Source organism: Desulfoluna sp. CYM3A, assembly GCF_056829965.1.
The window spans coordinates 1,829,460-1,853,536 of the sequence record NZ_CP186556.1 but is presented as its reverse complement, the minus strand read 5'-3'; the positions used below and the strand labels follow the sequence as shown (position 1 = coordinate 1,853,536).

The window sequence follows — 24,077 nt, the reverse complement described above, 5'->3', positions numbered from 1 at the left end:
ACACCTTGCCGCCGGAGTTATTGCAGCTACACCGATAATGGACCAGTGGCAACAACGTATCCCGTGACTTCGAAACTTGTAAGTCAGCCCGCAGCGTTTATGTCGGGCGTAGCCCGAGCCGAAGGCCATTGCGCTTTGCCCTGAGGAACGAAGGGCAAAGCGCAATGGCAATATGCTTTCGAGGTGGCTCACCTCGCCGCCGGAGGCTTGCTTTTGCTCCCGAGGTTAACCATAGACACCGTCTTACGCCTGCACGCCCCACCCCATGCGATCCACGCTGTGTTTTTTAAGGAGGGTGTACAGGCGGGTGCGGCCGAGGCCGGAGATGGCGCAAGCCTCTTTGATGGACCCACGGGTGGCTTTCATGAGTTTCTGGAGGTATTTTTTTTCTGCCTTGTTGAGGACCGACTCCCGGTAGGCCTTGTAGGTGGACAACGGAAGATCCGAAACGTCCTCGGCGTCCGCAGCAGGCTTTGGCTCCGATGGCAGGTCTACCGGTACGGCAACGGAGACTGACTCTTTTTCCTCACCAGGGTCTCCGAAGGTTTCGGCCACCGACGATCGGGCCATGGTGATGCGGATCTGTTCGGGCAGGTGCTTGGAGAAAAGCTCGGGCTCGTAATAGGCATCGCTGATGGAGGACTCCAGGGTGTTCACCAGTTCACGCACGTTGCCCGGCCAGTGGTAGCTGCCAAGGGCGGCGATGAAATCCTGGGAGACCCCCTTGGGCTTGATGCCCAGGGAGCCGTACACTTTGGCGCTGAGCTGCTTCACCAGGCCGGGCAGGTCTTCGAGGCGCTCCCGAAGAGGGGGAAGGGTCAGAGAGACGGCGTTGAGTCGATAGAGCAGGTCTTCCCGAAACAGGCCCTGCCTCACCATGTCCGAAAGCTTCCGGTTGGTGGCAGCCACCAGCCTGAAGTCGCTCTCCACCTCCTTTTTGCTCCCCACGGGACGATAGCGCCGCTCCTGGAGCACCCGCAAAAAGGCTTTCTGGAGGTTAAGGTTCATCTCCCCCACCTCGTCCAGGAACAGGGTGCCTCCGTTGGCAAGGCCCACCAGCCCTTCGGCGGCCTTGTCCGCCCCGGTAAAAGAGCCCTTCTCATGGCCGAACAGGGCGCTCTCCACCAGGGTTTCGGGCAGGGCCGCGCAATCCACCACCACAAACCGGTGCCGGGAACGTCCACTGTTGGCGTGGATGGCCCGGGCAAACAGCTCCTTGCCCGTACCGGTTTCCCCGGTGATCAGCACGTTGGAAAGACTCTGAGACGCCTTGGCCACGGTGTCCAGGCACTCCTGAACCTGGTGGCTGTTCCCCACGATCCCCGCCCGCTTGAGGGTCCTGGCGGGCCGGGCCGCGGTGCGGATGTTGTCCCGGTACTGGAGCACCCGGTCCAGAGGCTGGATGATCTTTTTGGGGGACAGGGGCTTCTGGATGTAATCCCAGGCCCCGTTTCGGATGGCCCGCTCCGCACCGTCGGAATCACCCATGCCGGTCATGACGATGATCTCCGGCGGAAAGTCGATCTCCAGAATCTCTTTCATGGCCTCAAGGCCGTTGCCATCGGGCATGCGCACGTCCAGGAAGACCACGTCAAACCCGCCGGAAAGGGCCAGTCGCAGCCCCTCGGCCAGGGTCTGGGCGTAGGCCGCTTCATGGTCCATATGGTGGACAAGGTCGCACAGCATGGTGCACATCTGCAGGTCATCATCTATGATCAATACATTGGACATCTCTTACTCCTCCGGTATCCGGTTCCCACTTCGCCTCCTGCCCGGAGACCTGATCCATCATGCCACCGGCTCGCGGCGCAGCACCCGGGAGACCAGATCGGCCAGCTGTCGCGCCCCGATGGGCTTTTTCATAAAACATCGTATGCCCGCGGCCCGGGCCTCTTCCTCCAAGCGGGATGAACTGAATCCCGTGCAGAGCACCACAGGCAACTCGGGCCTCACGGCCATCACCTCCAGGGCAAGATCGAACCCCGTCATCTCGGGCATGGTCTGGTCCGTGATGACCAGGTCAAAGGCGCCGGGGTCCTGCATGAACCGCCTGCGGGCCCGGATGCTGGAGGTCTCTGCCGCCACGTCGTATCCCAGGTGGGAGAGGATCTCCGAGCTGAAGCTCACCAGCTCCTCTTCATCATCCACAAAAAGGATCTTCCCACGCCCCCGGGACATCGTCACGCGGGCCTCCTCTGGCACCGTTTCTCCGGCGTCGGGGCAGGAGGGGATCAACACGTGAAAGGCGGCCCCCTCCCCAGGCTCGGAGCTCACCGTAACGGCTCCATTGAAGTGCTTGACGATGCCGTGCACCACGGCAAGGCCCATGCCCGTGCCGTCCCCGGTCTGCTTGGTGGTAAAAAACGGGTCGAAAATCCGATCAATCACCTCGGGTTCGATGCCAGGCCCCGTGTCCACAACCGAGAGCTGAACATGGGGCCCTGGGAGCACCCCGGAGAGGCCCCAGGCCTGATCCGTATCCACGTCCACGTTGCACAACGAGACGGTGAGGGTCCCGCCCCTCTCATGCATGGCGTAGGATGCGTTGGTGCACAGGTTCATCAGCACCTGATGCACCTGGGTGGCGTTGGCAACCACGGCGTCGTCGGGGCAGTCGATCTTCTCGCAGATACGGATAGTGGACGGAATGGATGCCCTCAGGAACTTCAGGCTCTCCTTGACGATGGGGGACAGGGAGAGCTGACTCTTCTCCTGCTCGCCGTGACGGCTGAAGGTGAGGATCTGGTCCACAATCTGCTGTAATAATGCTCCTTTGAGGATGTGCTCGATGCGCACGGCCACCCGGTCGTTGCCCTCCACGTCAAACATCTCGATCATTTCGGCGTACCCGATAATCCCCCCTAAGATATTGTTAAAATCATGGGCAATGCCCCCTGCCAGGGTGCCGATGGCCTCCATCTTCTGGGATTGCTGAAGCTTGGTCTCAAGGGTCTTCTGTTCGGTAAGGTCCCGCTCGTTGACCACCACCCCGCTCACGGCCCCCGCCGCATCAAAGCTGGGGTAGAAGGTAAAATCCACAAAACGAAGGCCCCGCTTCGGAAACCCTACCCAGGCCCTGTGCCGGACGTTCTTTCCCAAAAGGCAGGCCTCAAGATAGGGTTTTACGTGCTCTGCAAAGAGGGGCTCACCCAGCACCTCTGCCACGGGCCGGTTGATGAGCTCGTAGCGATCCCGACGCGTGGCCAGCAGGTAGGCCTTGTTCACCGCCTGCATGGAAAGAGCCCTGTCCACCAGCCACATGCAGTCGCTGGAGGCGGCCACCATCTGCTCGTATTTCCGCAACTCGTCTTCCGAGTGCTTTCGCCGCGTGATGTCCCGGGCAATGCCCATGGCCCCCATGGGGCTGCCGTCGAAATCCTTCTGGATGGTGATGTTGAGCTCCATATGAATAAGGGAGCCGTCTGCCTTGATCAGCTGGATCTCATGCAGGTTGGTCCTGCCCTCAAAGGCGCCCTGCTTCAGCCGCTCAAAGTCATCCGACCCGTATCCCGAGGCCAGGAGTTCGAAAAAGGGTACGCCCAGGAAGTCGGTCACATGAAAGCCGGTCCATTTCTCAAAGTTCTGGTTCATATAAACCAGGCAACCTTCCAGATTAGTTCGAAAAATAATATCCGTTGTTCCCTCCACCAGGTTCCGGTAATTGGTCTCGCTCTCCCGGATCCTGCTGTCCCGCAGGGCCACCTGCTCCACCATGGTGTTGAACTCATGGGCAATGACCGAGAGCTCGTTGTTTTTCCTCAATCGCACCCGCCTGGAATAATCCCCTGCAGAGATGCGGTGAAAGGCTTTCTCCATCACCCCCAAGGGCTTTAAGATCTGTCGGTTCAGGAGGATCCAGGTGGTGCCAACCACCGCAAAAAGGGCCGAAAACATGATGGCAAGGTCGGAAAAAATCATCTGCTGGGTCAGTCGCCACACATCGCTGTTGGTAAAGGTCATGACCACCCGGCCGATGCCCTTGCCGTTGTAGGTCACTGTGCGATCAAGCTCCCAGCGGATACGCGCCGTGGCCGGGGCATCTCCCGTGCGGTCTTTGACCACCAGGGTCTTGCCCTGCTCGTCAAAGACCTCCAGGTGGACCAGGCTGCTGTCGTTGGCCAGGATATCGGCAAAGGTCCGGATAAAATCCACGTCGTAGTGCCAGAGGGGCTGCTCCAGGGTCTTCACAGCCCTTTCCATGGTGCTCCCCGCATTTTTCTCCAGCATGCGGGTGTTCCGCACGTAGACCATGTAGCAGTCGATGATGGTCACGATGATGCAGGTGATCCCTAAGACCATGAAAAACGCATAGATAAAATCGGACCGCAGGGAGGTCTGCTTGCCCGACTCGCTGTGAAACGGCCTCATCGCCCCTCCCCGGCCCATTCAGACGGTCTCGTCTTCATGGCCTCGCTCCATAAAAATTTAAAAGCATTGCGATCCCGGGTCTCCAGGATCTGCCAGGGAATCCGCTTCTTCAGCAAGAGCCTCAAGGTGTCCCCGGACGCCGTGTCCGGAAGGGAGGCCACATAGTCTGAAAGCCCTTTGCGGGTCACGGGATAGGTCCCAAGTTCCATGGCAATGGACCGGGTCTGTACCTCATCGGTAAGCAGATAGTTGATCCACTCTTCGGCAATGCGGCGCAACAGGGGCTTCTTTTTCAGGGTATGACTGATGAGCATGGCATCCACCCACCAGGGGGTGCCCTCTTCGGGACATTTTTCGCGATGCGCCATCCGTCAAAGGCGTCGTCCGCCGTTGGAAACATGCACCGCCAGGTGGTGGAAAGGGCCAGCCCCCGATAGTTTTCAGGCTTGTCAAACCCTTGCCAGAACGAAGCGGACTCGGCGGCAAGGTAGTCGATCTTCTCCTCCAGCGGCCTTCCCTTGATGGCGTCAAAGCGGAAAATGTCCGGGCTTCGGTGGCCCAGGGCCAAAGCGGAAATATAGACGTTCAGCTCGTAGTAATCCTTGTGAACCATGAATTTTCTTTTCCAGGCAGGCTCCCAGAACACCCGCCAGCTGGTAGGCTCATTCCGCACCAGGGCCGTGTTGTACGCCAGGGCGTAAGGCCCCTGCACCACGGGCACCGCATACACGTCGCCCCCTTCCATGGCCCAGGGCTGGCGGTAGAGTTCCGGGACGAGGTGCGCATAATTAGGGATGTTTTCCAGCCGAATGGGCAGGGTCAGGCCGTTGGTGGTGAGGTTGTAGCGAAAATCCTTGGGCAGGTTGTGGGCAGGGGAAATCAGGTCCACCTTGTCGTTTCGCAGGGCATCAAAAAAATCATCGGGGTTGGAGGCATACGTAATGGAAAAGGCAAGATCCACGCCGTAGGTTTTCCGGACATGCGTCACAAAGGTGTCCTGAACCGCCTTGGGGGCGTATCCATCCCAGATGAGGAGCCGCAGGGTCATCCGCTCCGGGGAGGCCACGCCATCCCGACCGGCGAACGCAGCGCCGCAACATATGACCAGGCACAAGACGGCTCCCACAGCCGCCACACACCACTTCAGATTCATACCATTCATTCCCCGTTCCCCCGGCGACCTGCACCGATGTGGTCACCTTGATAACACCATAACCCGGGCTTGCCATGGGCTCGTAAATCATCGGCCAGCGACGGGTCTGTTTGCCGCGGCCACACATCCAGCGACACGAACGCCTGGCCTGATCACAGCAAAAAACCTGCCGTCCACCCTTAAAGCCGACACGATTTTCCAAACCGCTTTCATTGCATCGGTTTTTTAACCACACCGGCAAAAAGAATGTTCCCCCTGGACGCACCACTATCCACTATTTGTGAACATTCCGCCAGCCCTGAAGAACATCCGGCCCATTTCTCTCACCTCGACCGGCACTCAGACTCCGCAAATTGAAGCGAAGCAAAAGGAACGAACCCGTCAAACGGGGATCCGGGCCGCCCGCCTACGCAACGAACCCACTGATTTGGTGAGCAATTCGATTTGACATCCAGCCTGCCACATGGGATATGTAGGGTATACGTCAACACGACCCAAAGCTTGCCTGTCCCGCAACACCCAAGTCCAGCAAGTAACACCGATTTTTTTAGAATAGAAGAATGAAGCACCCTGTCCGAGGCCCGGATATGTCACGGGGCGAGTGCACCCATTACCTTCCATTTGTTTCGGGGAGACAAACATGCTGAAGAGATCCCTTCGATCATGTGTCGTGGTTATCGCCGTCACCCTCTGGCCCCTTGGCACCATGGCCTTCACCCCCATGTCCGCAGACGCGCTCAAGGCAGCCACCGGCAGGGCCCTCACGCCCTCGGCGGAACACAGCGCAGACACACTCCTGCAAGCCTATTACGACCTCTTCGACACGTGGGACTACAACCTTTCCGCAACCACCTACGAAGAAAATGAGGCCTTTGCCAACGGTGAAGAGACCGACGAACTCGGCGTCATGGGCTGGGCCTACCGCATGCTCACCCCAGACCCTGCCGGCTCCCCTTCCCTGTTCGACCGCATGGGCACCTTCAATGCATCAGCAGCAGCCCATCGGATCCCCCTTGTGACCATGGACATTCCCCGCCTGGTCATCATCGCACCCAAGACCTCCTATACCGTCATGTTCCGCTCCGATGACAAGAGTGACGACAAGGATTTCCTGACCATCACGCGGGACACCTCCCTCATGGCCCTCCAAACAGGCACCATGGAAGTGGCGGCGCGCTGCAGAGGATAGCCGCGAGTATTTTTCCAGCCCCCTCACACTCCAAAGCGGCTGAACCCATCAGGGAACGCCGCGCCATCAGGAAGAAACCAATCCACGGCTTTCTGCCGTCGGCCTTTCGTATCCCTCTCGCCCCTTAAACGGCTTCACAGGTCGGTCCGTTCGCCTCTCCCACATTGCCCCCCTTGGGCCTGCCATATGAGTCCACCCACCTTCTGTGTTATCAGAGCGTTGAGGTAACAACGACATCAACAGCTCCGATGCCTTGAATATGGGTGCACTCGCCCCGTGACATATCCAGGCTAAAACGCAAAGCACAACGTGACACGTTTTGACTTACTCACTTTTTCGCCCAAGGGTTTACCATACGTACAAAATTGACTTAATTTTATTGTACGCCCATACAAAAACTTCCCATCACCCCCCCCCACCACCCGCACCAACGCCTCCGCAGCCAACAAATATATTCTTTATTACTTTCAATACATTAGAGCAAAGACACACAATTCAGAGCATCACCAAGAAGGGCCACCCAGACGCCCAACTATCCAGAATAGTGGACAAAATCATCTTTCCACCGTTCTAAAATTATTTTCAGTTTTACTTTCAATAAGTTAAAAGCATTCCCTTGCCTTTATACCAAAATAAAATTTGACACGAAATATCATGCATGGCATATGAAAAACAAATCATACAAACTCTATCGACGTTCTAATATTAAAACAGAGTTCACCCCATGATGCGACCGACAACAGCCCCGCATCATGCCGTTTTCAAGCATTCCAAACCAATGAGGTGCATGTGACGGCCGCGTTACCAAAACACCCCCACGATGTGAACTTGTTTTCCATTGCCCCACGTTTTCATGTGGGAATGATTTCCCCCGCAATTGATACGCAATGCCGTCGCCAACGCTGGTTTTAAACACTTTCGTGTTTTGACGTTTCATAACAGGTTGTACCCAGGCATACCACACCACAGCCACCGACAAAGCCAAACCCGGAGCAATCCGGCGACGGAAAGCCACGAGTCCGCATTCCTGAAAAGTGCGGATCGTCGGGCCGCCTCTGGCACCATCTATTCACTTATTTATTTTGGAGGTAATTGTAGATGAAGAAATCAGTTCTTTCCCTCATCGTTGGTGCTGCCATCACCATCGCCCCCATGACGGCCTCTGCCCTCTCCCCCATGTCCACCGACAGCCTCAAGGACGCCACCGGTCAAGCGGGTGTAAGCATCGCCCTTGACAACATCGTGCTGTATCAGTCCGTGGGTGCCACCACCTATACCGATACCGACGGCTACTACGACATGGACGCGGCCAGCGGCAAGGGCGGCGTGGCTGAGGGTGCTGCGGCTTCAGTTGTTATCGGTAACAAAGAAAAGGTAACCACCATCTACGCCATTTTGGATGACACCGATCGCGGCGGCAAGCTTGCCAGGTCTTACAGTTCGGCTTCCCTGCTGAACAACGGCGACGCCTTCGGCGCCATCGGCATTGACCAGGGTGACATCCGTCCCCTGAACATTGACGTGGCCTCCCGCACCCAGGCACTCTCCTCCGGCATGATGTTCAACGCCTCCGGCATTGCCGTGGCCGACCAGGATGCTGCTGTGGCCGCATCCACCACCGACATTGCTGCCGCCGTCCAGGCTGACTTCCTCGCCTCCGGTGCTGGCGACTACGACACCTGGGCTGCCACTGAAGTCTCACCCGGCGTCACCAATTACGATGCCTCCGTCGCAACCTTTGCCGCAGGCGGCGGAAACACCGCAGCCATTGCTTACGCAGGCACCCAGGTCGCCGGTGTTGTCATCGGCCTCCCCACCGTTGAAATCTGCACCACGGCTGATTCCTATGACGTAGGCATCGCAGCCTCCGGCGCTCACAATGACGGCGCCAAGTTCATCCACATCTCCAAGGGCAAGTCCGTTATGGCCATCCTCGGCGGAACCGTTGAGATCGCTGCTCACTAAGGGCCTTACCCGTCTCACGTTTCGCATCGTATGACGCTTGACGCGGGCCCCTTTCACCTGAAAGGGGCTCGTTTTCACGCACCGAGCCAGACAAAGCCAAACCCGGAGCAATCCGGGGACGGAAAGCCAACGAGTCCGCAAGCGGTAAAGCCACCTGAGCAATGCGTGGAGCGGATGGTCGGGTTGCCACAGTGTCTGAGGATATCATGCCCATGACAAAGCCCCTGGTACCAACCGGCACATCCCCGCGCCATTGTTTGCCCGGCATGGCAAAAAGCCTCGCCCGCAAAAGCCATGGCGTCTTCACGTTCCTGGCCGTACTCTTTGCCCTGCCTTGCACTGCCCTGGGGCTGCACCCCCTTTCCAACGACCAGATGAAAAGGGCTACCGCCCAGGCGGGAATCAGCATCGCCATGGATGATGTGGCCATCTACCACCACGTCGACGCCTTCCGTCTCACCGACCCGGACAACCCGTCCGGCACCATGGAATTCCAAAACATCGAATCCCTCACCACCATTGATGTGGGAACCTCGGATGTGAACGGCGACAATGCCATGGGCTGCATCACCCTGGACATGTTCACCGTCTCCGACGCAAACAGCCCCATCAACGGGACTCCCCTGATCTACCTGGCGGGAGAAGATATCGATTACCACAAAGACCTCACCGTCGAATCCATCCTTGTCTGCGGCAACGACATCGGCTCGGCATCCGTCGACAACCTCTCCAAAACGTCTTTTCATCTCACCCTCGGCGCCCACGACGGCCATGGAGTACGGGGCCAGCATCACCATGGACCGGTTCTCCTACGGCACCGGGCCAGGCGACGAGCTGGCCCTCTCCGGAATCACCCTTGCCGGCTCCTTTACGGACAACCCCACAGACACCCCCAGCGATCCGTCCACCTGGCAGGCAGGCGGCGAATTCGTCCTGGGAAACATCGCCTCAGGCAATCCCATGACCATCGACGTGGCAACGGACACCACCGCCTCCTGGGCCGACGACGCCGACGGAAACCCCATCCCCAACCCGCGCCTGGGAAGCGGGTTCATCGCCATCAACATGCCCATGGAGGGATCGTTGCGCATAGAGAACCTGGCATTCGGTGGCAACGATTTCGGGGCCCTGGCCCTGGATAACATCAAGGCCCACAAACTCTACATCGAAATCCCGGGACGGGGGTTGGGGGTACCGTAAGTCAGGTCATAGGTCATAGGTCATAGGGAATAGGGAATAGGAAAAAATAAAAAAACAGTGGTGAAGGGCAATAACAAACACAGGCTCACGGGATCACCCATGCTGAAACCGACTCTTCACATAGCCTTGGCGGGCGTTTTTCCAGCAGTCAGACGAGCTGCCAGGTGGCGTGCGGCAGCCTTTGTGCTCCTCTGGTTTTTCTGTGCTGCAGCCCCGTCCGCGGCCAAGCTGAAACCACTGGCTCCGTCCGAGATGAAAGAGACCACGGCCCAGCAGGGGTTCACCCAGTTCGTCATGGACAACAACACCGCGCGGATGTTCCTGGATATCCACATGGAAACCTACACCACGGTCAATGCCTTTTCCGCCGGTTACTATGAAAAAAACGGCGTCACAGCCTGGGACCAGCAATGGTCACAGGTCTCCATCGGAAACTCAGTAAGTGATGACATGGACATCGACGGCCTCATGTTCATGGCTGATTTCAACAGCTCCACCAACGAACTCCAGCGCGTGGTTTTAGGAAGCAACCGGCTCCAGGGCGATTTGACAGCCACCTTCAACAGCTACTCCGGGACCTACAACACCGCCCTCACCGGCGGAGACTGGGAGGCTGCCGACCTCACCCGGGCCCCGGTGACCGAACCCGCCACCCCGGGGGACCCGGTTCCGTCCACCACCTTTGCCTTCAACTCCGACGGATACGCAGACAAAGACATGGGGCTCTTCTTCATCATCAACATGGAAGGCCCCCAACAGGGCGTCCAGGTGGTGGCCGGATTCGACGAACAATCCCTGACGCCGGGCCAGTGGTGGGACAGACCATAGCAAAAAGGCCCAAAACCAAGGGCGAAAGGCCAAGGGAAAAAAAGAACGCCCGGCGGTTCATGCCACCGCTGCCGGGTAACTTAGTTTTAAAAACAACGCGTTCGTTCACAAACAAACAGATCACGCGACCACACACGAGAACACGGGTTTCACCGCATCACACAAAGGAATGGTTTCATGCACGCTGCCCTGGGCATTATCCTCTGCATCTGCTTTTTTGCCGGGTTCCATCCCCAAGGACCTCCCGCAGGTGAAGCCAGTTTGCCGTGGGAAACGAGCACCAATTCAGGGTGCGCCAGGAGGTCTCCCCCCTCTCCGAAGACCTTTTCAAAAACATCGTCAAGCAGCAGCACGATTACAGCTGCGGGTCCGCCTCCCTGGGCACCCTCCTCAACCATTGCCTGGGGGAAAACCTCACGGAAACCCAGATTATCAACGGCCTCATGAAATTCGGGGACATCGAGCAGATCAAGCGGCTCAGGGCCTTTTCCCTCTGGGACATGCAGCAGTTCGTCGGGGCACTGGGCTATGAGTCCGGGGGGTTCAACGCCGAACTCGAAGACATCAAGGACGCTGAAAACTGGCCCTGCATTGTCCCCCTGGAGCTCTTCGGCTACCGTCATTTTGTCGTCCTCAAAGGAGTGAACAAGGACCACGTCATCGTGGCAGACCCCTGGCGTGGCAACGGAAGCTACACCATCAGCCAGTTTGAAAAGATGTGGTACAAGAGCATCCTTTTTAAAATTTTCCCGGACAAAGGATGCGTGGTTTCCGGCCTGCGCCTGAAGGATGAAGACATGCGATTCATCGATCAGGACATGCAACGGAGCCTCATCATTGACAAGGAAACACCCTTTGACCTCCCCAAAGAACTTGAAACGGATTTCTACGTCGGGCCGTCGCAGCGCTACAAGCCGTGACGCCGATTTTCGCTATTGCAGGGCCCGTAACCGAAGGTCCGCCACTGTTGCCCCAGACCAAGGAGATTCTATTGACGAGGCGCTTACACATACTCCCCTTTCTGATTTTCGCGGTTCTCTTCTCTTCCGTTGCCCTGTGCGAGGAGTCGCAGGAGGTGCAGCAACTCAAAGAAAAGCTCCAGCTCCTCGAAGAGAGGCTCTCACAGATGGAAAAAGAAAACGACGTCCGAAAGGAGCTGCAAAGCACGGAAGAAGAAAAAAAAGGCACCACGGAGGATGTCCTCTCCGCCGCTGGCAGGGCCTACACCCTCATGCGGGAGGGAGCCTTGGGGCTGGAGTACAGCTTCCGTTACACCGGTTACACCTACGACGCCATCGTCGAGGCCTCAAAGGTCGAGCACAACGCCATGCACAGCATCACAAACGCCGTCCTCGTGGAGTACCCCCACAAGGACAACATCACCCTGAGCATGAACGTTCCCTTTGTGTACAAAAAAAACAGTTCGAGCGGGTCGGACGCCAAGGACGTCACCGACCTGGGGGATGTCTCCTTCAGCGCCCAGTGGCAACCGGTGAAAGCCGGAGGAGGTACCACCTCCAAGATCCTCAGCGCCTCCCTCATCGTCCCCACGGGCAGGAGCCCCTACAAAATCGACAGCACCACGGAGATCTCCACGGGTTCGGGGGGCTACGCGGTCTCGGCCGGGTTGAGCCTGAGCAAGCCCATCGACCCCCTGGTGGCCTTTGGTAGCATTCTCTACCAGCACGGCTTCGACATCACGGGCCTTAACTACAAAACCGGCACCCAGGGCGAGGCCGGGATCTACTTAAGCGAAGTCCAGCCCGGCGACACCTACTCCCTGAGCATGGGCATCGGCTATTCACTCTCCTACAAGGTCTCCCTGAACTTGAGCTACCAGTACAGCTACTCCATGAAAACACACTACGACTGGGTGGGCATCGACGACACCCGGTCCGAGTCCACCATGTCGTCCACCTTCAGCGTCGGCACCGGATGGAATTTGTCTCCCAGGCGATCGGTCAACGTCAAACTCAATTTCGGCCTGACCAACAACGACCCTGATTTTTCCGTTTTGGTGCGAGTTCCCTTTGAGTTCGAACTTTAGCCCGGATCGTCCCGGGTCGGGTGCGCTTCCACGCAAGGCACCCCCTACAGGCGCGGAGGAATAATGGACGTGTTCCGTCACAGCAAAAAAGGCCCCTCACCCAGAACAGGCTCCAGGCCGGGCCATACCTGGCGATGCGCCGCATGGATGGCCTGTGCCCTGCTGATTCTCTGGGGCTCCCCTCCCCTGTGCCGCGCCGCCTTCAACGAACAGGTGGCCACCGACGCCCTGGCCCTCTCCCTGGCCAACACCGTCACCGCCGATCCCCCGGGCATCATGTCCATCCACTACAACCCTGCCGGGCTGTCCCTGCTACCCGAAGGCAAGACCTTCGGCAACAGCCTGGTGCTGGCCCGTATCGAGCGTACCGGTCGGTTCAACGCCGACCCCGACTGGCCCGGGCTCATGAGCGGCCAGTGGGGGCCGGACCCCGAAAAATGGCCGGACACCTACTCCAAGGAGACGGACCCCAACAGCAACCACGCCGGTCCCGACCCTCTGGACGGCACCGAGGGCACCAACTCCGCCAACCAGATGTACATCCCCTTTGTGGGCCCGGTGGAGGTCCCGGTGATGCCCAGCCCCAACCTCGGCATCGCCTCCCGGAAAAAAAACAGCCCCTTGACCTTCGGCATTGCCAACTACGTCCCCTACGGGGCCGGTTTTGTCCACGGAGACGAGGACGACGACCCCTACCGGTACAGCGCCAAGAGTGTCTACACCCAGCACCTGGTCTATGCCGCCCCGGCCGCCTCCCTGAGGCTGTCGGACACCCTGTCCGTAGGGGTCTCCGTTGGCTTTGCCCAGCGGGCCATGGGCGTGGAGGTAGACCTCAGGACCCCCAACGAGCTGGTGGCCATGACCCGCGTCATCGGCGACGCCACCAAGGACCTTGAGATCCCCGTGGTCTCCGAACAGACCCTCCCTCCGCCCTGGCTCGGGGGCGGCCTGGGCCCCTATGAGCACGTCCTGAGCCTCCAGCTCGACGAGCTGCGGGACGATTTCGTGCCCTCCTTCAACCTGGGGCTCCTCTGGCGTCCCAAGGATTGGTTCTCCTTCGGTATCTGTTACCAGAGCGAGTCCGTGGCCGAGCTCACCGGGGAGTACACATGGACCTACAGCGACCAGTTCCAGCGCCATGTGGAGTGGAACGGTAAAACCGAGATGACCATGCAAAGCGCAGGCATGCTGGACCTTCCTTTCATCCCTGTGGAGACTCAGACGGGCACGGTCACCGCCACCCAGACCCTGCCCATGCGCGTCCAGACCGGTATCATGGTCAAACCCTTCGACCGCCTGAAAATCCTGGCGGATCTCCACTGGGCCAACTGGTCCGTGGTGGAGGCAGCACAATTGTCGACCCTTCACCTAGCGAATCCAGATCTTACGAATCGCCAAGCTCCTGGGTTACGCCCACGGCGACAATGACTACGTGGTGGAGCGAGACATGAAGGACACCTGGCACTGGAGCGCTGCCATTGAGTACCAGGCCACGGACAACCTCGCCTTCCGCCTGGGCTACGAACGACGCCCCACCTCCCTGAACCAGGACCAGATGGACGCCCTCTACTTTCTCCCGGACGCAACCCTCTACGGGGCAGGCGTGGGCTTGAAACTCGACAAGGGGATCAAGCTGAACCTCACCCTGGGCCTTCTCCTCTCCGACGAACTCAAGCTGGCCAACAACGAGAGCACCAAGCCTGGACTCAAACGGGTACTCACCAAATAGGCAACCACTATGCGGGCCTCCACTATGAGCAGGAGGCGGCCATCTACATGGCCGGGTTCTCCATTGAGATGCCCCTGGAGGTCCAGATGGAACTCCTCCACCACCAGATGGAGACCGTCAAGCACCTGGTTGGAAAACTCAACCCGTTTAAAAAGGACAAAAAGGAGACCCATGAAGAAGTGGAAATACCGTCCCATGAGATGCACTGACAGTCGCCCATGGTTACGGGCCCTTGCGCTGGCCCTCATCCTGAGTCTGCCCGGCGCGCACATTGCCCTGGGCTCGGAGATCCGGTTGAAAGAGACTCCCGTCTCTTTGGGAAAAATCCCGGCCAATGCCAAAATCTTCGGCATCCGGGTCAACCTGCCCGACGCCGATCACCTGGCCTACGCCACCCGGGTCAACGACATCATGGCGGTCTATGTGGACGGTATCAAAGGCCCGGATGCCAAGGCCGTGGCCAAGGGCACCCCCATCTTCAGCCCGTACACAGACCGCGTGGCCTATATCGTCTATGAGGGCGACAAAGCCCGCACCGTGGTGGACGGAGAAAAAGGGCCGGCCTCGACAGATATCAGATCTGAGCTTCTTCAGCCCGGACGGCCTCTCCTGGGCCTGCAGGATCCAGGAGGGAAAAAAGCAGGCCGCCATGGTCAACGGCAACATCGGAGAGCGCTTCGATTTTGTAAGCGGCATGCCCCTGTTCAGCCCCGATTCGCAAAAAACAGCCTTCCTGGCTGCCAACAACAAGGCGTGGTTCGCCGTGGTGGGGGATAAAAAATACGGCCCGTACGAAGGAGTGAGAGACCACCTTCACCCGGACTCACCGGCGTTAGCTTGCGGCCAGGACGAAAGGAAAGTGGGCCCTTGTCTGCGACGGCGCCGAGGGCAAGGCCTACGAAAACATCAGCGCCGTCACCTGGAGCCCGAACTCCAGCCACCTGGCGTGTGTGGCCCAGGCAGACAACATGCTCCTCATTGTTGAAGACAAGAAGGAACACGAACCATACCGAACGGTAAGTGCCCCGCTCTTTACCCCCGACTCGGCCCGTCTCGTTTACTCTGCCCAAAAGGGGAAAAAATGGATGGTGATCACCGATGGTAAAAAGGGCCCGAAATTTGACCAGCTCGGCCCCACCATTACCAGCGCTGACTCGGCCAGGCTGGCTTACGTGGGCATTAAAAAGAACAAACCCGTTGTGGTGGTCAACGACAAAAAAGAAAAAAAATACGATTCCGTGGGCATGCCCGTCTTCAGCCCCGACGGCAGGCACCTGGCATACAGGGCCATGAAGAACAACCGATGGTTCATGGTGCTGGACGGCACCAGGGGCACCCCGTACGACGAGGTGAGCCGACCGACCTTCAGCCCGGACTCCTCATCCGTCGCTTATACGGCCTCCCTGGACGACCGCAGGATCATGGTGGTCGACGGCAAAGAGCAGCCCTCCTTTGACGACATCGGCCCCCCCTGCTTCAGCCCCGACGGCACCACCCTGGCTTACAAGGCCCTGGTGAACAGTCAATGGGGCATCTGCATCGACGGTACCCTCACGGACAACCGGTACGCGGGCTTTCTCAAATCCGTGCCCATCGTCTTCGGGTCCGACACCCGCCTCCACGGCATCGCCCTGAAAAGGGAACCCGAGGCCGAGTTTTTTCGGCTTGAGGTGGAGATAGAAAGGGCTGAAAGCTAAAGGCTAAAGGCTAAGGGCTAAGGGCTAAGGGCTAAGGGCTGAGGATAGCGGACAAAGCTGAGAACGAAAGGCTAACGTGGATATATGATGGACATTCGGTACACACGAGCACTCTTCACAACCGTCATGCTGCTGCTTGTTCTGCACGCAGCCACGGGACGGTGCGCACCCGTGGGAAACATCGGAGACCCTGCCCTGTGGAATGGCAACATGTTGCCGGAGCCGGGCTCCCGCCTGTTGGCGGTCCATGCAACATCCAGGACAACACCCTCGACGACCAGCAGCGAAGGATTCGATGGGACGATCCCAGATCGTCCACCGAAGAGGTGAGGCACTATGAGCAGATCCGCTCATCGGAAAGCACCTTCACCTGCATGGGCCTGCGCATCGGTGCGGTGATGTCCGACGCATGGACCCTTTACGCCCTTACCGGTACCTGCGACACCGAGCTCACCTTCCACTACACAGACACCACCATCAACTTCGGTTTTGATACCAGCAGCGATTTCGAGTCGTCGTCGGATCTCTACTTCGGCATCGGCACCACAGTGCTCCTGCACAAGGGGACCTTTCGCGAGGAGGTGCCCTTTACCCTCGGCATGGATATCACCTACCGGAGGTTTGACATTGAAGACGACAGCTTAAGCGACAACGGTACATTTTATTCCGCCACCCTGGATGAGATTCAGCTTGCCGTGGTGCTCGCCGCCGAGCTCTGGGGGATTCATCCCTATGCCGGAGCACGGATTTCCAGTATCACGGGCAACGAGCGCTACATCAACAAAACCATCCGGAGCTACTGGTACCCCCACGGGTACATCGACTACGAAGACGACATCACCTGGTCAAAAAACGTGAACTGTGGTTGGCGCCTCGGTGCAGCTTCCCGGGGCAGTCTCCCTGACCGTTGAATCACGGCTCGGCGACGAGGAAGCCCTTGGGATCTCCGCCGCCGTTGCCTTCTGACCATGGCCGGTCCCATGTGTCATGCAACCCGTCGGCCCCCGGGCCGAGAACCCAGAACCCGCTCCTTCACGGTGGATCGCATCATGAACCTCAAACACTGCACCTTCGCCCTGCTCCTCCTCTGCACCGCCACCACCCAGGCCCTGGCCTCCGCAACCCTGAGCGCCCTGGCCCGATGGCCCTACACCCCGGTGGCCTCCTTTTTAAACCCGTCCCCCAATGCCGTGACCTCGGGGGACCATGGGAACTATGCCCAGCCCCTTGTCGCATGGTCCGTGGGGGACACCGTCTCCATCCTCCAAAGCGACACCATGGCAACGGTGAGCGCCATGCGTGTGGAAACCAGCACCGTCATCCACGACATCCACTACAATCCCGCCCCTGGCGCGGAAACCCTTTACGTGGCAGCAGGCCAAAGCGGCCTGCTCATCTACGACCTGTCGGGGCTCAACGGAACACCCTCCGCCTCAGCGCCGGTCCTCAAGGGCAGCTTGAGCCAGGCCCCGGGAAACCCGGGCTCACGGCTCATTTCAGAGACCCAGACCCAGGCCGTGCCGCAGATCGACGCCAGGGGCCTGGGGTATCATGACGGGTTTATCTTTCTTGCGGACATGAACTTCGGCCTGCGGGTCATCAACGTCACCGACCCGGAAAACCCCGTGGAAGAGCCCCTGACAACCCAGACCGCAGACCGGATCTCCGGGTACAAGCAACCCGACATCAACGGCACCTACAAAACCACCGGCGGCTATACCAACGCCACGGCATGCCGCTTCGACGGAAAGACCTTCGCCTTGGTCCTCGACTACTACCACGGTCTGCGGGTCTTTGACGTCACCGATCCCAAGGTGATTGCCGACCCGGTGTCCAAGGACATGCGAAGCAATCTCCTGTACGGATCCATCGCCCTGGTCACGGGCCTCTTTGCAGCAGAGGCACCGGACGGAAACCTCTATGCCTACGTCACGGCCATGGACGCCTACGCCGAATATTCCGTGGCCTCCAAGCTCAAGGTCCATACTCCCGGAGCCGCCCTGGGAGCCAGCCCCATCGTCAACACTGGGCGAAGCCTCAGCCCGGGGGATGCAACAGGGATCGTGGTGGCAGATGTCACCGGCTTTCTCGCCGACGGGGACAAGGGCCTTCAGGTCATCGACTTTTCGGCCCCTCCGGTGGACGGCGTGGTACTGGACTACCCCATTATCGGAGCCTACCATACCGACACACGCGGCTCTTACAGCGTGGACCTCATCGGCGACGACGCCTTCATGGCCGCAGCCCAAAACGGCCTGCAGAAAATCGATGTGGCCACCCCTTCCGCCCCGGCCCACATCCAGACCGTCGCCTCTCCGGTGAGCGGGGATGCGGTGTGGTACCATGCCGGATATGTCTATCTTCTGGACGGCGACAGCGGCCTCTTCATCTTTAACGCGGCCGAGCCCTCGGCCCCGTCCCTTGAAGGAATGTACGAAAACGAGGGCCCCGCAAACGACGTGGCCGTCACCGGAAACACCGCCTGCATCGCCGACGGCGCCAAGGGGCTCACCCTGGTGGACGTCTCCACCAAATCCGCCCCGGTCCTCTTCTCCACCACAACCACCTCAGGCACCGCCACAGCCGTGGCAACCTTTGTCTCGGCTTCCAGAACCTATGCCTGCGTGGCCAATGGCGCCGCACAGCCCTATGTGGTTGTCGAGATCACCGACCCGGCATCTCCCGGCACGCCCCGGGCCGCAAACCTCGCTGGCTTTACCCCAGGCACGGCCCGGGATGTGGCCACCATGGGCAACCATGCCTTCTTTGCCGACGAACGGGGGCTAAAAATCGTGGACATCACCAACCCGGGCGCCCCTGTGGTCATTGCGGAAAAGGCCACCCCCGGCACCGCTGTGTCCGTTGCGGTCTTTGCCCACGAGGGCCGCACCTATGCTCTCATCGCCGACCAGGGCCGGGGCATTGCCGTGGAAGATGTGACCAACCCCCTTGCCATTCCGGGAACCGTCGCCCTGATCCCGTCACCAGGAACCGGCAGCTACCAACACCTGGCCGTCCAAAACCAGGTGGCCTTTGCCGCCGCAGGGGCGGGAGGCCTCTTCACCTTTGGCCTGAACGACCCCGAAGCACCCGAGGCCCTTGCCTCCTACACCACCAAAAGCAGCGCCGAGCAGGTCTCTGCCTTTGCGAAAGACGGCACCGTCCACGGGGCCTTGGCCGAAAAGTACAATGGGCTGGTGATAACTGCTCTGAGCCAGACCACGCCCCAGGAACCGGCCCCTCCCATGGAGAGCCCCTCCTCGTCCTCGTCCAGCTGCTTCATCAACAGTGTCGAAGGAGCCGCAGGGTTTTAACATACCTGTTCATTGGATTGGGTTGCGGCCGGGCCGCTCTATATGGATATGAGGCGATATCAACGCTGGAGGGGATGTAAGATCAGGGTTAACGCATTTAGGTTTCGTCGGGGCGGCCCTGCCGGGGGCCAAACGTTTGAAAAGTTTGACAAACAGATTTCGTTTTTTGAGGATGCATCCCTACAGGGCATAGCCCCTCTTCTTTTTTAATTACCGGAACGTTTTTGCGGCTTGTCACGGCGTAGCCGAAGGCGCAGACGGAAGCTTTTTTCAAAAAACGACCCGCCGGAGGCAACTGATTTTTTAAATACGTTGCCCCTGGATGGAAGGTCGGGTGCGCTTGCGCACCGCAAAAAAGAAGGGGAAGAGGCAGACACAACGCCCCACGCGGCTCAAAATGGCCTGCGGCGTGTCAGGGCTTGGCGCCACCCGCCGATCCGCCATGCCTCGCTGCCTGCACTCAGGAGCACCCCGGCGATAACAGCTGTCACCGGGGCCACCATGACCAGGCCGATGCTGCCGATCAAAATCCGGAAGACCTCGGCGGCCACCAGTTTCATGTTGGCGATGCGGGAAAAACTTGTACCCTGGGAGACAAACACCATGAGCATGGTGAGGTAGCCCCCTGAATAGGCGAGCAGAAGGGTTGTTGCCATGGTGCCAATGACCATGCGGCCCACATTGAACCCGGAGGCGATGAGCTCGCGCACCCCGATATCGGGCCGCTTGGCCTTGACTTCCCCCATAGAGACGCTCACGTCCATGGCAATGTCCATGGCCGCACCCGAGGCCCCCAGCAGCACCGCGGAATAAAAAATATGCTGCATGTTCAGGCCGTAACCGCCCTGGACCAGAAGCAGAGTGGAAAAAGGCGTGGTCATGCCCCCTAAATGAAGACGGGCTCCGAAAAAAAGGGTCAGCCCCAGGGTCACGCCCAGGCCGCAGACAGTGCCCAAAAATGCAGAAATCCCCTGGCGGGTGATGCCGGACACGGTAAAGATGATCACCATGGAAAGAAGCACAAGGACCACAAGGCTCAAGGGGAGAGGCGAGGCACCATCGAGGAGGTTGGGGATGTAAAAACACCACAGCACCCCCAGGGCCCCCACAAAGGAGAGCAGGGCCTTTACGCCCACCAGGCGGGAGTAGATCACCAGGGCCGCGGCAAAAACACCGAAGAGGGCCAGCTCCCAGTTCTGGCGATACATGTTGATGGCCTTGGCATCGGTGATGGTTCCATCCACCGCCTGCACGGCAAGAAGGATGCGGTCCCCCGGCGCATAGATCTCATCCATGTCCAGTTGCCCGTTGAGGTGATTGATGGCCCTCACCTGCCGACCTTTAAACTCACCGTCCACTATCACCACGGTGGCGGTCTGTATCCCCACAGCCCCGGCCCCTGCCCTGAGAATCTCCCCGTTATCCACAGAAATGACGGTTCCGGCCGTTTCGCAAACAGGTCGCCCTTTCCCGCCATGCAGCCAGCGCTGGCCACCCAGGCACACCGCCGCCAGGATAATCAGGAGAAGAATCCCCTCCAGTGACCTTTTCAATACTCGCATGGGGCCTCCGGGCCGTTGGGGGGCGGAAAAACCCGCCCCCTTTTTAGCATGGATATGCGTTAGTTCTTCCCTGCCACGTTCTCGGTATGGCCGTAGGGAATTTTAGAGTACTTCTCGTTGGGACCGACGGTCTTGCCCAGCAGGGCCTTGGAGGGATCCACATCAAAGGAGGAGAGCTTGACCCCCATGATGTCCGCCATGATGCGGGGCAGATCCGTGTTGTCCCTGAAGCCGTTGAACTGCTCGGCCTGGTAGCCTGTTGCGGACAGGGCGATGACCGACGAGGTGTGGACATAGGAGGTCCAGCTGATGCGGGCACGCTCGGACACCAGGTGTGCCACGGCGATCATGGTGGGGGTGTAGGCATAGCCGTAGGTGGTCTGCTGCTCGGGTTTGAGGGTCTGGTTGCGATCCTCTACGGCCATGGCCGCCTCCAGCTGCTTGAGCTCCCGGGGGTTGAGGTCGGTGAGACCAAAGTTCTCGGCCACGTAGGCCAGGTAGGCTTTGCGGCGGCTCTTCACATCTGCATACTCCTTGATCATCCCGGGGTACACATAGGCCAGAACGTCTTCCACAGAGGCTTTCACCTTGAAGAGTTCGTCCAGCTTCAGGAAGTAGCCCTTGGAATCGAGGCTGATGCCCATGGCCATGCCGCCGGTTTCATGGTCGGCAGCCACAACGATGAGGGTCTCTTCGGGGTGTTTTTTGTAGAACGCGTAGGCTTCGGCCAGGGCGGCGTCCAGGGCCAGGGTATCGTAAATGGTACCGGCGGCGTCGTTGCAGTGGGCAGCGTAGTCGATGCGGCCCCCTTCCACCATCATGAAGAAGGGCTTCTCCTGGGCAGCCAGGAGCTCAATGCCCTTTGCGGTCAGCTCGGAAAGCGCGGGCATGACGTTCTCTTTTTTCGTGGTGAAGCGGCGGTCAATTTCCATGCCCAGGGCACTGTATCCCAGGGGAGCCAGGACTTTCTCGCCCTTTTTCGGCTGGTAGGCACGGAAGGCGTCTCGGGCCTTGTCACCCACAAAGGTGGTGTACCCTTTGGCCTTGAACTCGGCTACGAGGTCGCGACCGTCCTTACGCTTGGACTTCAGGCCCTCGGTGTTGCCCTTGGCCACGAAGTGACGGAACCCGCCGCCTGCCAGGTAATCGAAACCGGAGTTCAGCTGATCCACGGCAATCTCGTTCTCGTTGCCGCGGCTCATGTTATGGGCGGAAAACGATGCGGGGGTGGCGTGGGTGATGCGGGTGGTGGTGGCCAGGCCCACGGCATAACCGGCGTCGCGGGCAGCCTCGGCAATGGTCGTGACGTTCCTGCCGTCGGGAAGCTTGGCAACCAGGCCGTTGGTGGTTTTAAAACCCGTGGCAAGGGCGGTGCCGCCCGCGGCGGAGTCGGTCACCAGGGTGTTGTCCGAATGGGTGGTTACCAGAGCCGAGGTATCCAGGCTGTTCATCACCAGCTTGGCTTCGGGGTCTTTGGTTTCCATCTTGTAAAAATACTCGGCGGACTGGCGCTGGACAGGCCCCATGCCGTCTCCAATAAAATAAAACACATACTTGGGAGTCCCTGCTGCAAAAGCTGCAGAAGCCATCAGGATCAGCCCGGCGGACAGCACCATGGTGCGGACCGCTTTTTTACCACGTCGATAGAATGTCATGTATGTCTCCATTATGTAGTGTGTTACGGATTGCAGCCGACGGATGATTTCACCTCACCCGCCGACATCTCCTCTCAACATTGTTTCTCCAGTTCTCATCGTTACCATTGTTCACAACCAATGGTAAAAACGACGGGCCACGGATCCCCGCCCACGGCCCGCCTCAACACATCAGGCGTTCATGACAATGACCTTTGCGATCTCCTTCATGGAACAGCGCTTGTCCATGCTGAGCTTGCGCAGCCTCTTATAGGCCGTATCCTCGCTGATATCGAAGGTCTTCATCAACAGGCCCTTGGCCCTGTCCACCAGCTTCCGGGCCTCCAGCTGACCACGGGCTTCCTCAACGTCGCCCTCCAGCTCGGCGATCTCGGCAGCCCGGGCCACGGCGATCTCCACCATGGGAAGAAGGGCCTCCTCCTTCACAGGTTTCACCACGTACCCGATGACGCCCGCTTCTTTGGCCAGGTCCACGCTCTCCTTGCCGGTGTTGGCCGTCACCAGGAGGATTCCCCCTGCTGTCTTTTCCGAGCGGATCATACGGGCGGCCTTCAAACCGTCCAGAAGGGGCATGTTGATGTCCATCAACACCAGGTCGGGCCTGTGCTTGTGGCAGACCACCACCGCGTCCAGGCCGTCGGAGGCTTCGGCCACCACATCGTATCCCGCGCCTTCGAGAATCTCCCGGATGCCCTTGCGGATCAAGGGCTCGTCATCGACTACGACAATTCTGTATTTCATGCCTGTTTCAACACCTTGCGTTATGTCATGCACCACGGGCCGTCGGTACTCGCACCGGCTCCGGGTAATCTGTTTTTGTTTTTGGGTTCATGCTCTCACCGTCCGGTCACGAGCGCGTCATCTCAACGGAGGCGTACCGAAGCACCCCGTCGAAGAAATCCAGCACCCCTTCAAGGGCCGATTCCACGCCGGCTACATCCCCCACCAGCACCAGGGAACCGCCAAAACGGTCCAGAAAACCGATCTCCACAGCGGCCGCCTTGGTGGCGATGTCCGCTGCGATGATCACCCCCTCCGGCGGGGTAATGGTGAGAATGCCGATGGCGTCCCCGGCCTCGTCGTCGAGGCCCAGTTTCATGTAGATCCCCTGCTGGGGGCTTGCGATCACATGGGCCAGGGTCACCTGCTTACCCGGCACATACTCCTGGATGACCCGCTGTTTGTGTTCGTTTGCCTCTGTCTTCACATCATCTCCAAAAATGTTGGCCTTACCCCGGATATTTCACGAGTCGAGTGCACCCATATTCAAGGCATCAGAGCTGCAGATGTAGTGGTTTACCTCAAGGCTCTGATAACGCAGAAGATGGGTGCACTCGGCTCGCCCGAAGGGTGAGAAAATCGAGCAAAAA

Annotated in this window: 21 protein-coding genes, 1 pseudogene and 2 riboswitches; of the genes and pseudogenes, 14 read left to right on the top strand and 8 right to left on the bottom strand. The window is 59.1% G+C overall.

Going from position 1 to position 24,077, the window contains the following annotated elements; all coding sequences use genetic code 11:
* Nucleotides 1-243: 243 nt before the first annotated feature.
* Genes ACOYW1_RS09610 through ACOYW1_RS09595 form a run of 4 tightly spaced genes read right to left on the bottom strand, consistent with a single transcriptional unit; the run spans nt 244 to nt 5,521 of the window.
* Entirely contained in the window at nt 244-1,731 is a 1,488-nt protein-coding gene (locus ACOYW1_RS09610) for a sigma-54-dependent transcriptional regulator (protein ID WP_482422614.1), read from the bottom strand.
* A 57-nt stretch (nt 1,732-1,788) separates the two neighbouring features.
* A complete protein-coding gene (locus ACOYW1_RS09605) occupies nt 1,789-4,368 on the bottom strand; it encodes a hybrid sensor histidine kinase/response regulator (RefSeq protein ID WP_482422613.1) in 2,580 nt (859 codons plus the stop codon).
* Entirely contained in the window at nt 4,365-4,682 is a 318-nt protein-coding gene (locus tag ACOYW1_RS09600; protein ID WP_482422612.1) for a hypothetical protein, read from the bottom strand. The genes ACOYW1_RS09605 and ACOYW1_RS09600 overlap by 4 nt, the downstream gene beginning before the upstream one ends.
* On the bottom strand, nt 4,661-5,521 hold the full coding sequence (locus ACOYW1_RS09595; RefSeq protein WP_482422611.1) for an ABC transporter substrate-binding protein: 861 nt from the start codon (nt 5,519-5,521) through the stop codon (nt 4,661-4,663). Before ACOYW1_RS09595 ends, ACOYW1_RS09600 begins: the two co-directional genes overlap by 22 nt.
* Nucleotides 5,522-6,161: 640 nt before the next feature.
* Here ACOYW1_RS09595 and ACOYW1_RS09590 point away from each other — a divergent pair.
* From ACOYW1_RS09590 to ACOYW1_RS09525, 14 genes and pseudogenes are all read left to right on the top strand, one after another.
* Nucleotides 6,162-6,710 carry a hypothetical protein gene (locus ACOYW1_RS09590; protein WP_482422610.1) on the top strand — a complete coding sequence of 183 codons (549 nt, stop codon included), beginning with the start codon at nt 6,162-6,164 and terminating at the stop codon, nt 6,708-6,710.
* A 970-nt stretch (nt 6,711-7,680) separates the two neighbouring features.
* Nucleotides 7,681-7,767: riboswitch (cyclic di-GMP riboswitch) on the top strand.
* 41 nt (nt 7,768-7,808) lie between these two features.
* Nucleotides 7,809-8,675, top strand: coding sequence for a DUF6160 family protein (locus ACOYW1_RS09585; protein WP_482422609.1), 867 nt, complete (start codon nt 7,809-7,811; stop codon nt 8,673-8,675).
* An 85-nt stretch (nt 8,676-8,760) separates the two neighbouring features.
* Nucleotides 8,761-8,866, top strand: a riboswitch (cyclic di-GMP riboswitch).
* Nucleotides 8,837-9,214: pseudogene (locus ACOYW1_RS09580) on the top strand (DUF6160 family protein); the annotation flags it as partial. (Overlaps the previous riboswitch by 30 nt.)
* Nucleotides 9,215-9,446: 232 nt before the next feature.
* Nucleotides 9,447-9,875, top strand: a complete 429-nt coding sequence (locus tag ACOYW1_RS09575; RefSeq protein ID WP_482423896.1) for a hypothetical protein — start codon at nt 9,447-9,449, stop codon at nt 9,873-9,875.
* 183 nt (nt 9,876-10,058) lie between these two features.
* Nucleotides 10,059-10,703: a hypothetical protein gene (locus ACOYW1_RS09570; protein WP_482422608.1), complete on the top strand. Its 645-nt coding sequence runs from the start codon at nt 10,059-10,061 to the stop codon at nt 10,701-10,703.
* 266 nt (nt 10,704-10,969) lie between these two features.
* The gene (locus ACOYW1_RS09565) at nt 10,970-11,623 is read left to right on the top strand and encodes a C39 family peptidase (protein ID WP_482422607.1); all 654 of its coding nucleotides are present in this window, start codon (nt 10,970-10,972) and stop codon (nt 11,621-11,623) included.
* 71 nt (nt 11,624-11,694) lie between these two features.
* The gene (locus ACOYW1_RS09560) at nt 11,695-12,750 is read left to right on the top strand and encodes a transporter (protein WP_482422606.1); all 1,056 of its coding nucleotides are present in this window, start codon (nt 11,695-11,697) and stop codon (nt 12,748-12,750) included.
* A gap of 63 nt (nt 12,751-12,813) precedes the next feature.
* A complete protein-coding gene (locus ACOYW1_RS09555) occupies nt 12,814-14,178 on the top strand; it encodes an OmpP1/FadL family transporter (RefSeq protein ID WP_482422605.1) in 1,365 nt (454 codons plus the stop codon).
* Between the two features lie 19 nt (nt 14,179-14,197).
* Complete coding sequence (locus ACOYW1_RS09550) at nt 14,198-14,479, top strand: outer membrane protein transport protein (protein WP_482422604.1); 282 nt, start codon at nt 14,198-14,200, stop codon at nt 14,477-14,479.
* Between the two features lie 47 nt (nt 14,480-14,526).
* Nucleotides 14,527-14,688 carry a hypothetical protein gene (locus ACOYW1_RS09545; protein WP_482422603.1) on the top strand — a complete coding sequence of 54 codons (162 nt, stop codon included), beginning with the start codon at nt 14,527-14,529 and terminating at the stop codon, nt 14,686-14,688.
* A complete protein-coding gene (locus tag ACOYW1_RS09540) occupies nt 14,675-15,256 on the top strand; it encodes a hypothetical protein (RefSeq protein WP_482422602.1) in 582 nt (193 codons plus the stop codon). The genes ACOYW1_RS09545 and ACOYW1_RS09540 overlap by 14 nt, the downstream gene beginning before the upstream one ends.
* 191 nt (nt 15,257-15,447) lie before the next feature.
* On the top strand, nt 15,448-16,176 hold the full coding sequence (locus ACOYW1_RS09535) for a hypothetical protein (RefSeq protein WP_482422601.1): 729 nt from the start codon (nt 15,448-15,450) through the stop codon (nt 16,174-16,176).
* Between the two features lie 197 nt (nt 16,177-16,373).
* On the top strand, nt 16,374-17,087 hold the full coding sequence (locus tag ACOYW1_RS09530) for a hypothetical protein (RefSeq protein WP_482422600.1): 714 nt from the start codon (nt 16,374-16,376) through the stop codon (nt 17,085-17,087).
* Nucleotides 17,088-17,225: 138 nt separating this feature from the next.
* The gene (locus tag ACOYW1_RS09525) at nt 17,226-19,490 is read left to right on the top strand and encodes a hypothetical protein (protein WP_482422599.1); all 2,265 of its coding nucleotides are present in this window, start codon (nt 17,226-17,228) and stop codon (nt 19,488-19,490) included.
* Between the two features lie 392 nt (nt 19,491-19,882).
* Here ACOYW1_RS09525 and ACOYW1_RS09520 read toward each other — a convergent pair whose 3' ends face one another.
* From ACOYW1_RS09520 to ACOYW1_RS09505, 4 genes are all read right to left on the bottom strand, one after another.
* Nucleotides 19,883-21,052: a YibE/F family protein gene (locus tag ACOYW1_RS09520; protein WP_482422598.1), complete on the bottom strand. Its 1,170-nt coding sequence runs from the start codon at nt 21,050-21,052 to the stop codon at nt 19,883-19,885.
* A 59-nt stretch (nt 21,053-21,111) separates the two neighbouring features.
* Entirely contained in the window at nt 21,112-22,707 is a 1,596-nt protein-coding gene (locus ACOYW1_RS09515) for an alkaline phosphatase (protein WP_482422597.1), read from the bottom strand.
* Between the two features lie 171 nt (nt 22,708-22,878).
* The gene (locus ACOYW1_RS09510; RefSeq protein WP_482416606.1) at nt 22,879-23,448 is read right to left on the bottom strand and encodes an ANTAR domain-containing response regulator; all 570 of its coding nucleotides are present in this window, start codon (nt 23,446-23,448) and stop codon (nt 22,879-22,881) included.
* Nucleotides 23,449-23,554: 106 nt separating this feature from the next.
* Nucleotides 23,555-23,914, bottom strand: a complete 360-nt coding sequence (locus tag ACOYW1_RS09505; RefSeq protein ID WP_246317792.1) for a BMC domain-containing protein — start codon at nt 23,912-23,914, stop codon at nt 23,555-23,557.
* Nucleotides 23,915-24,077 lie beyond the last annotated feature (163 nt).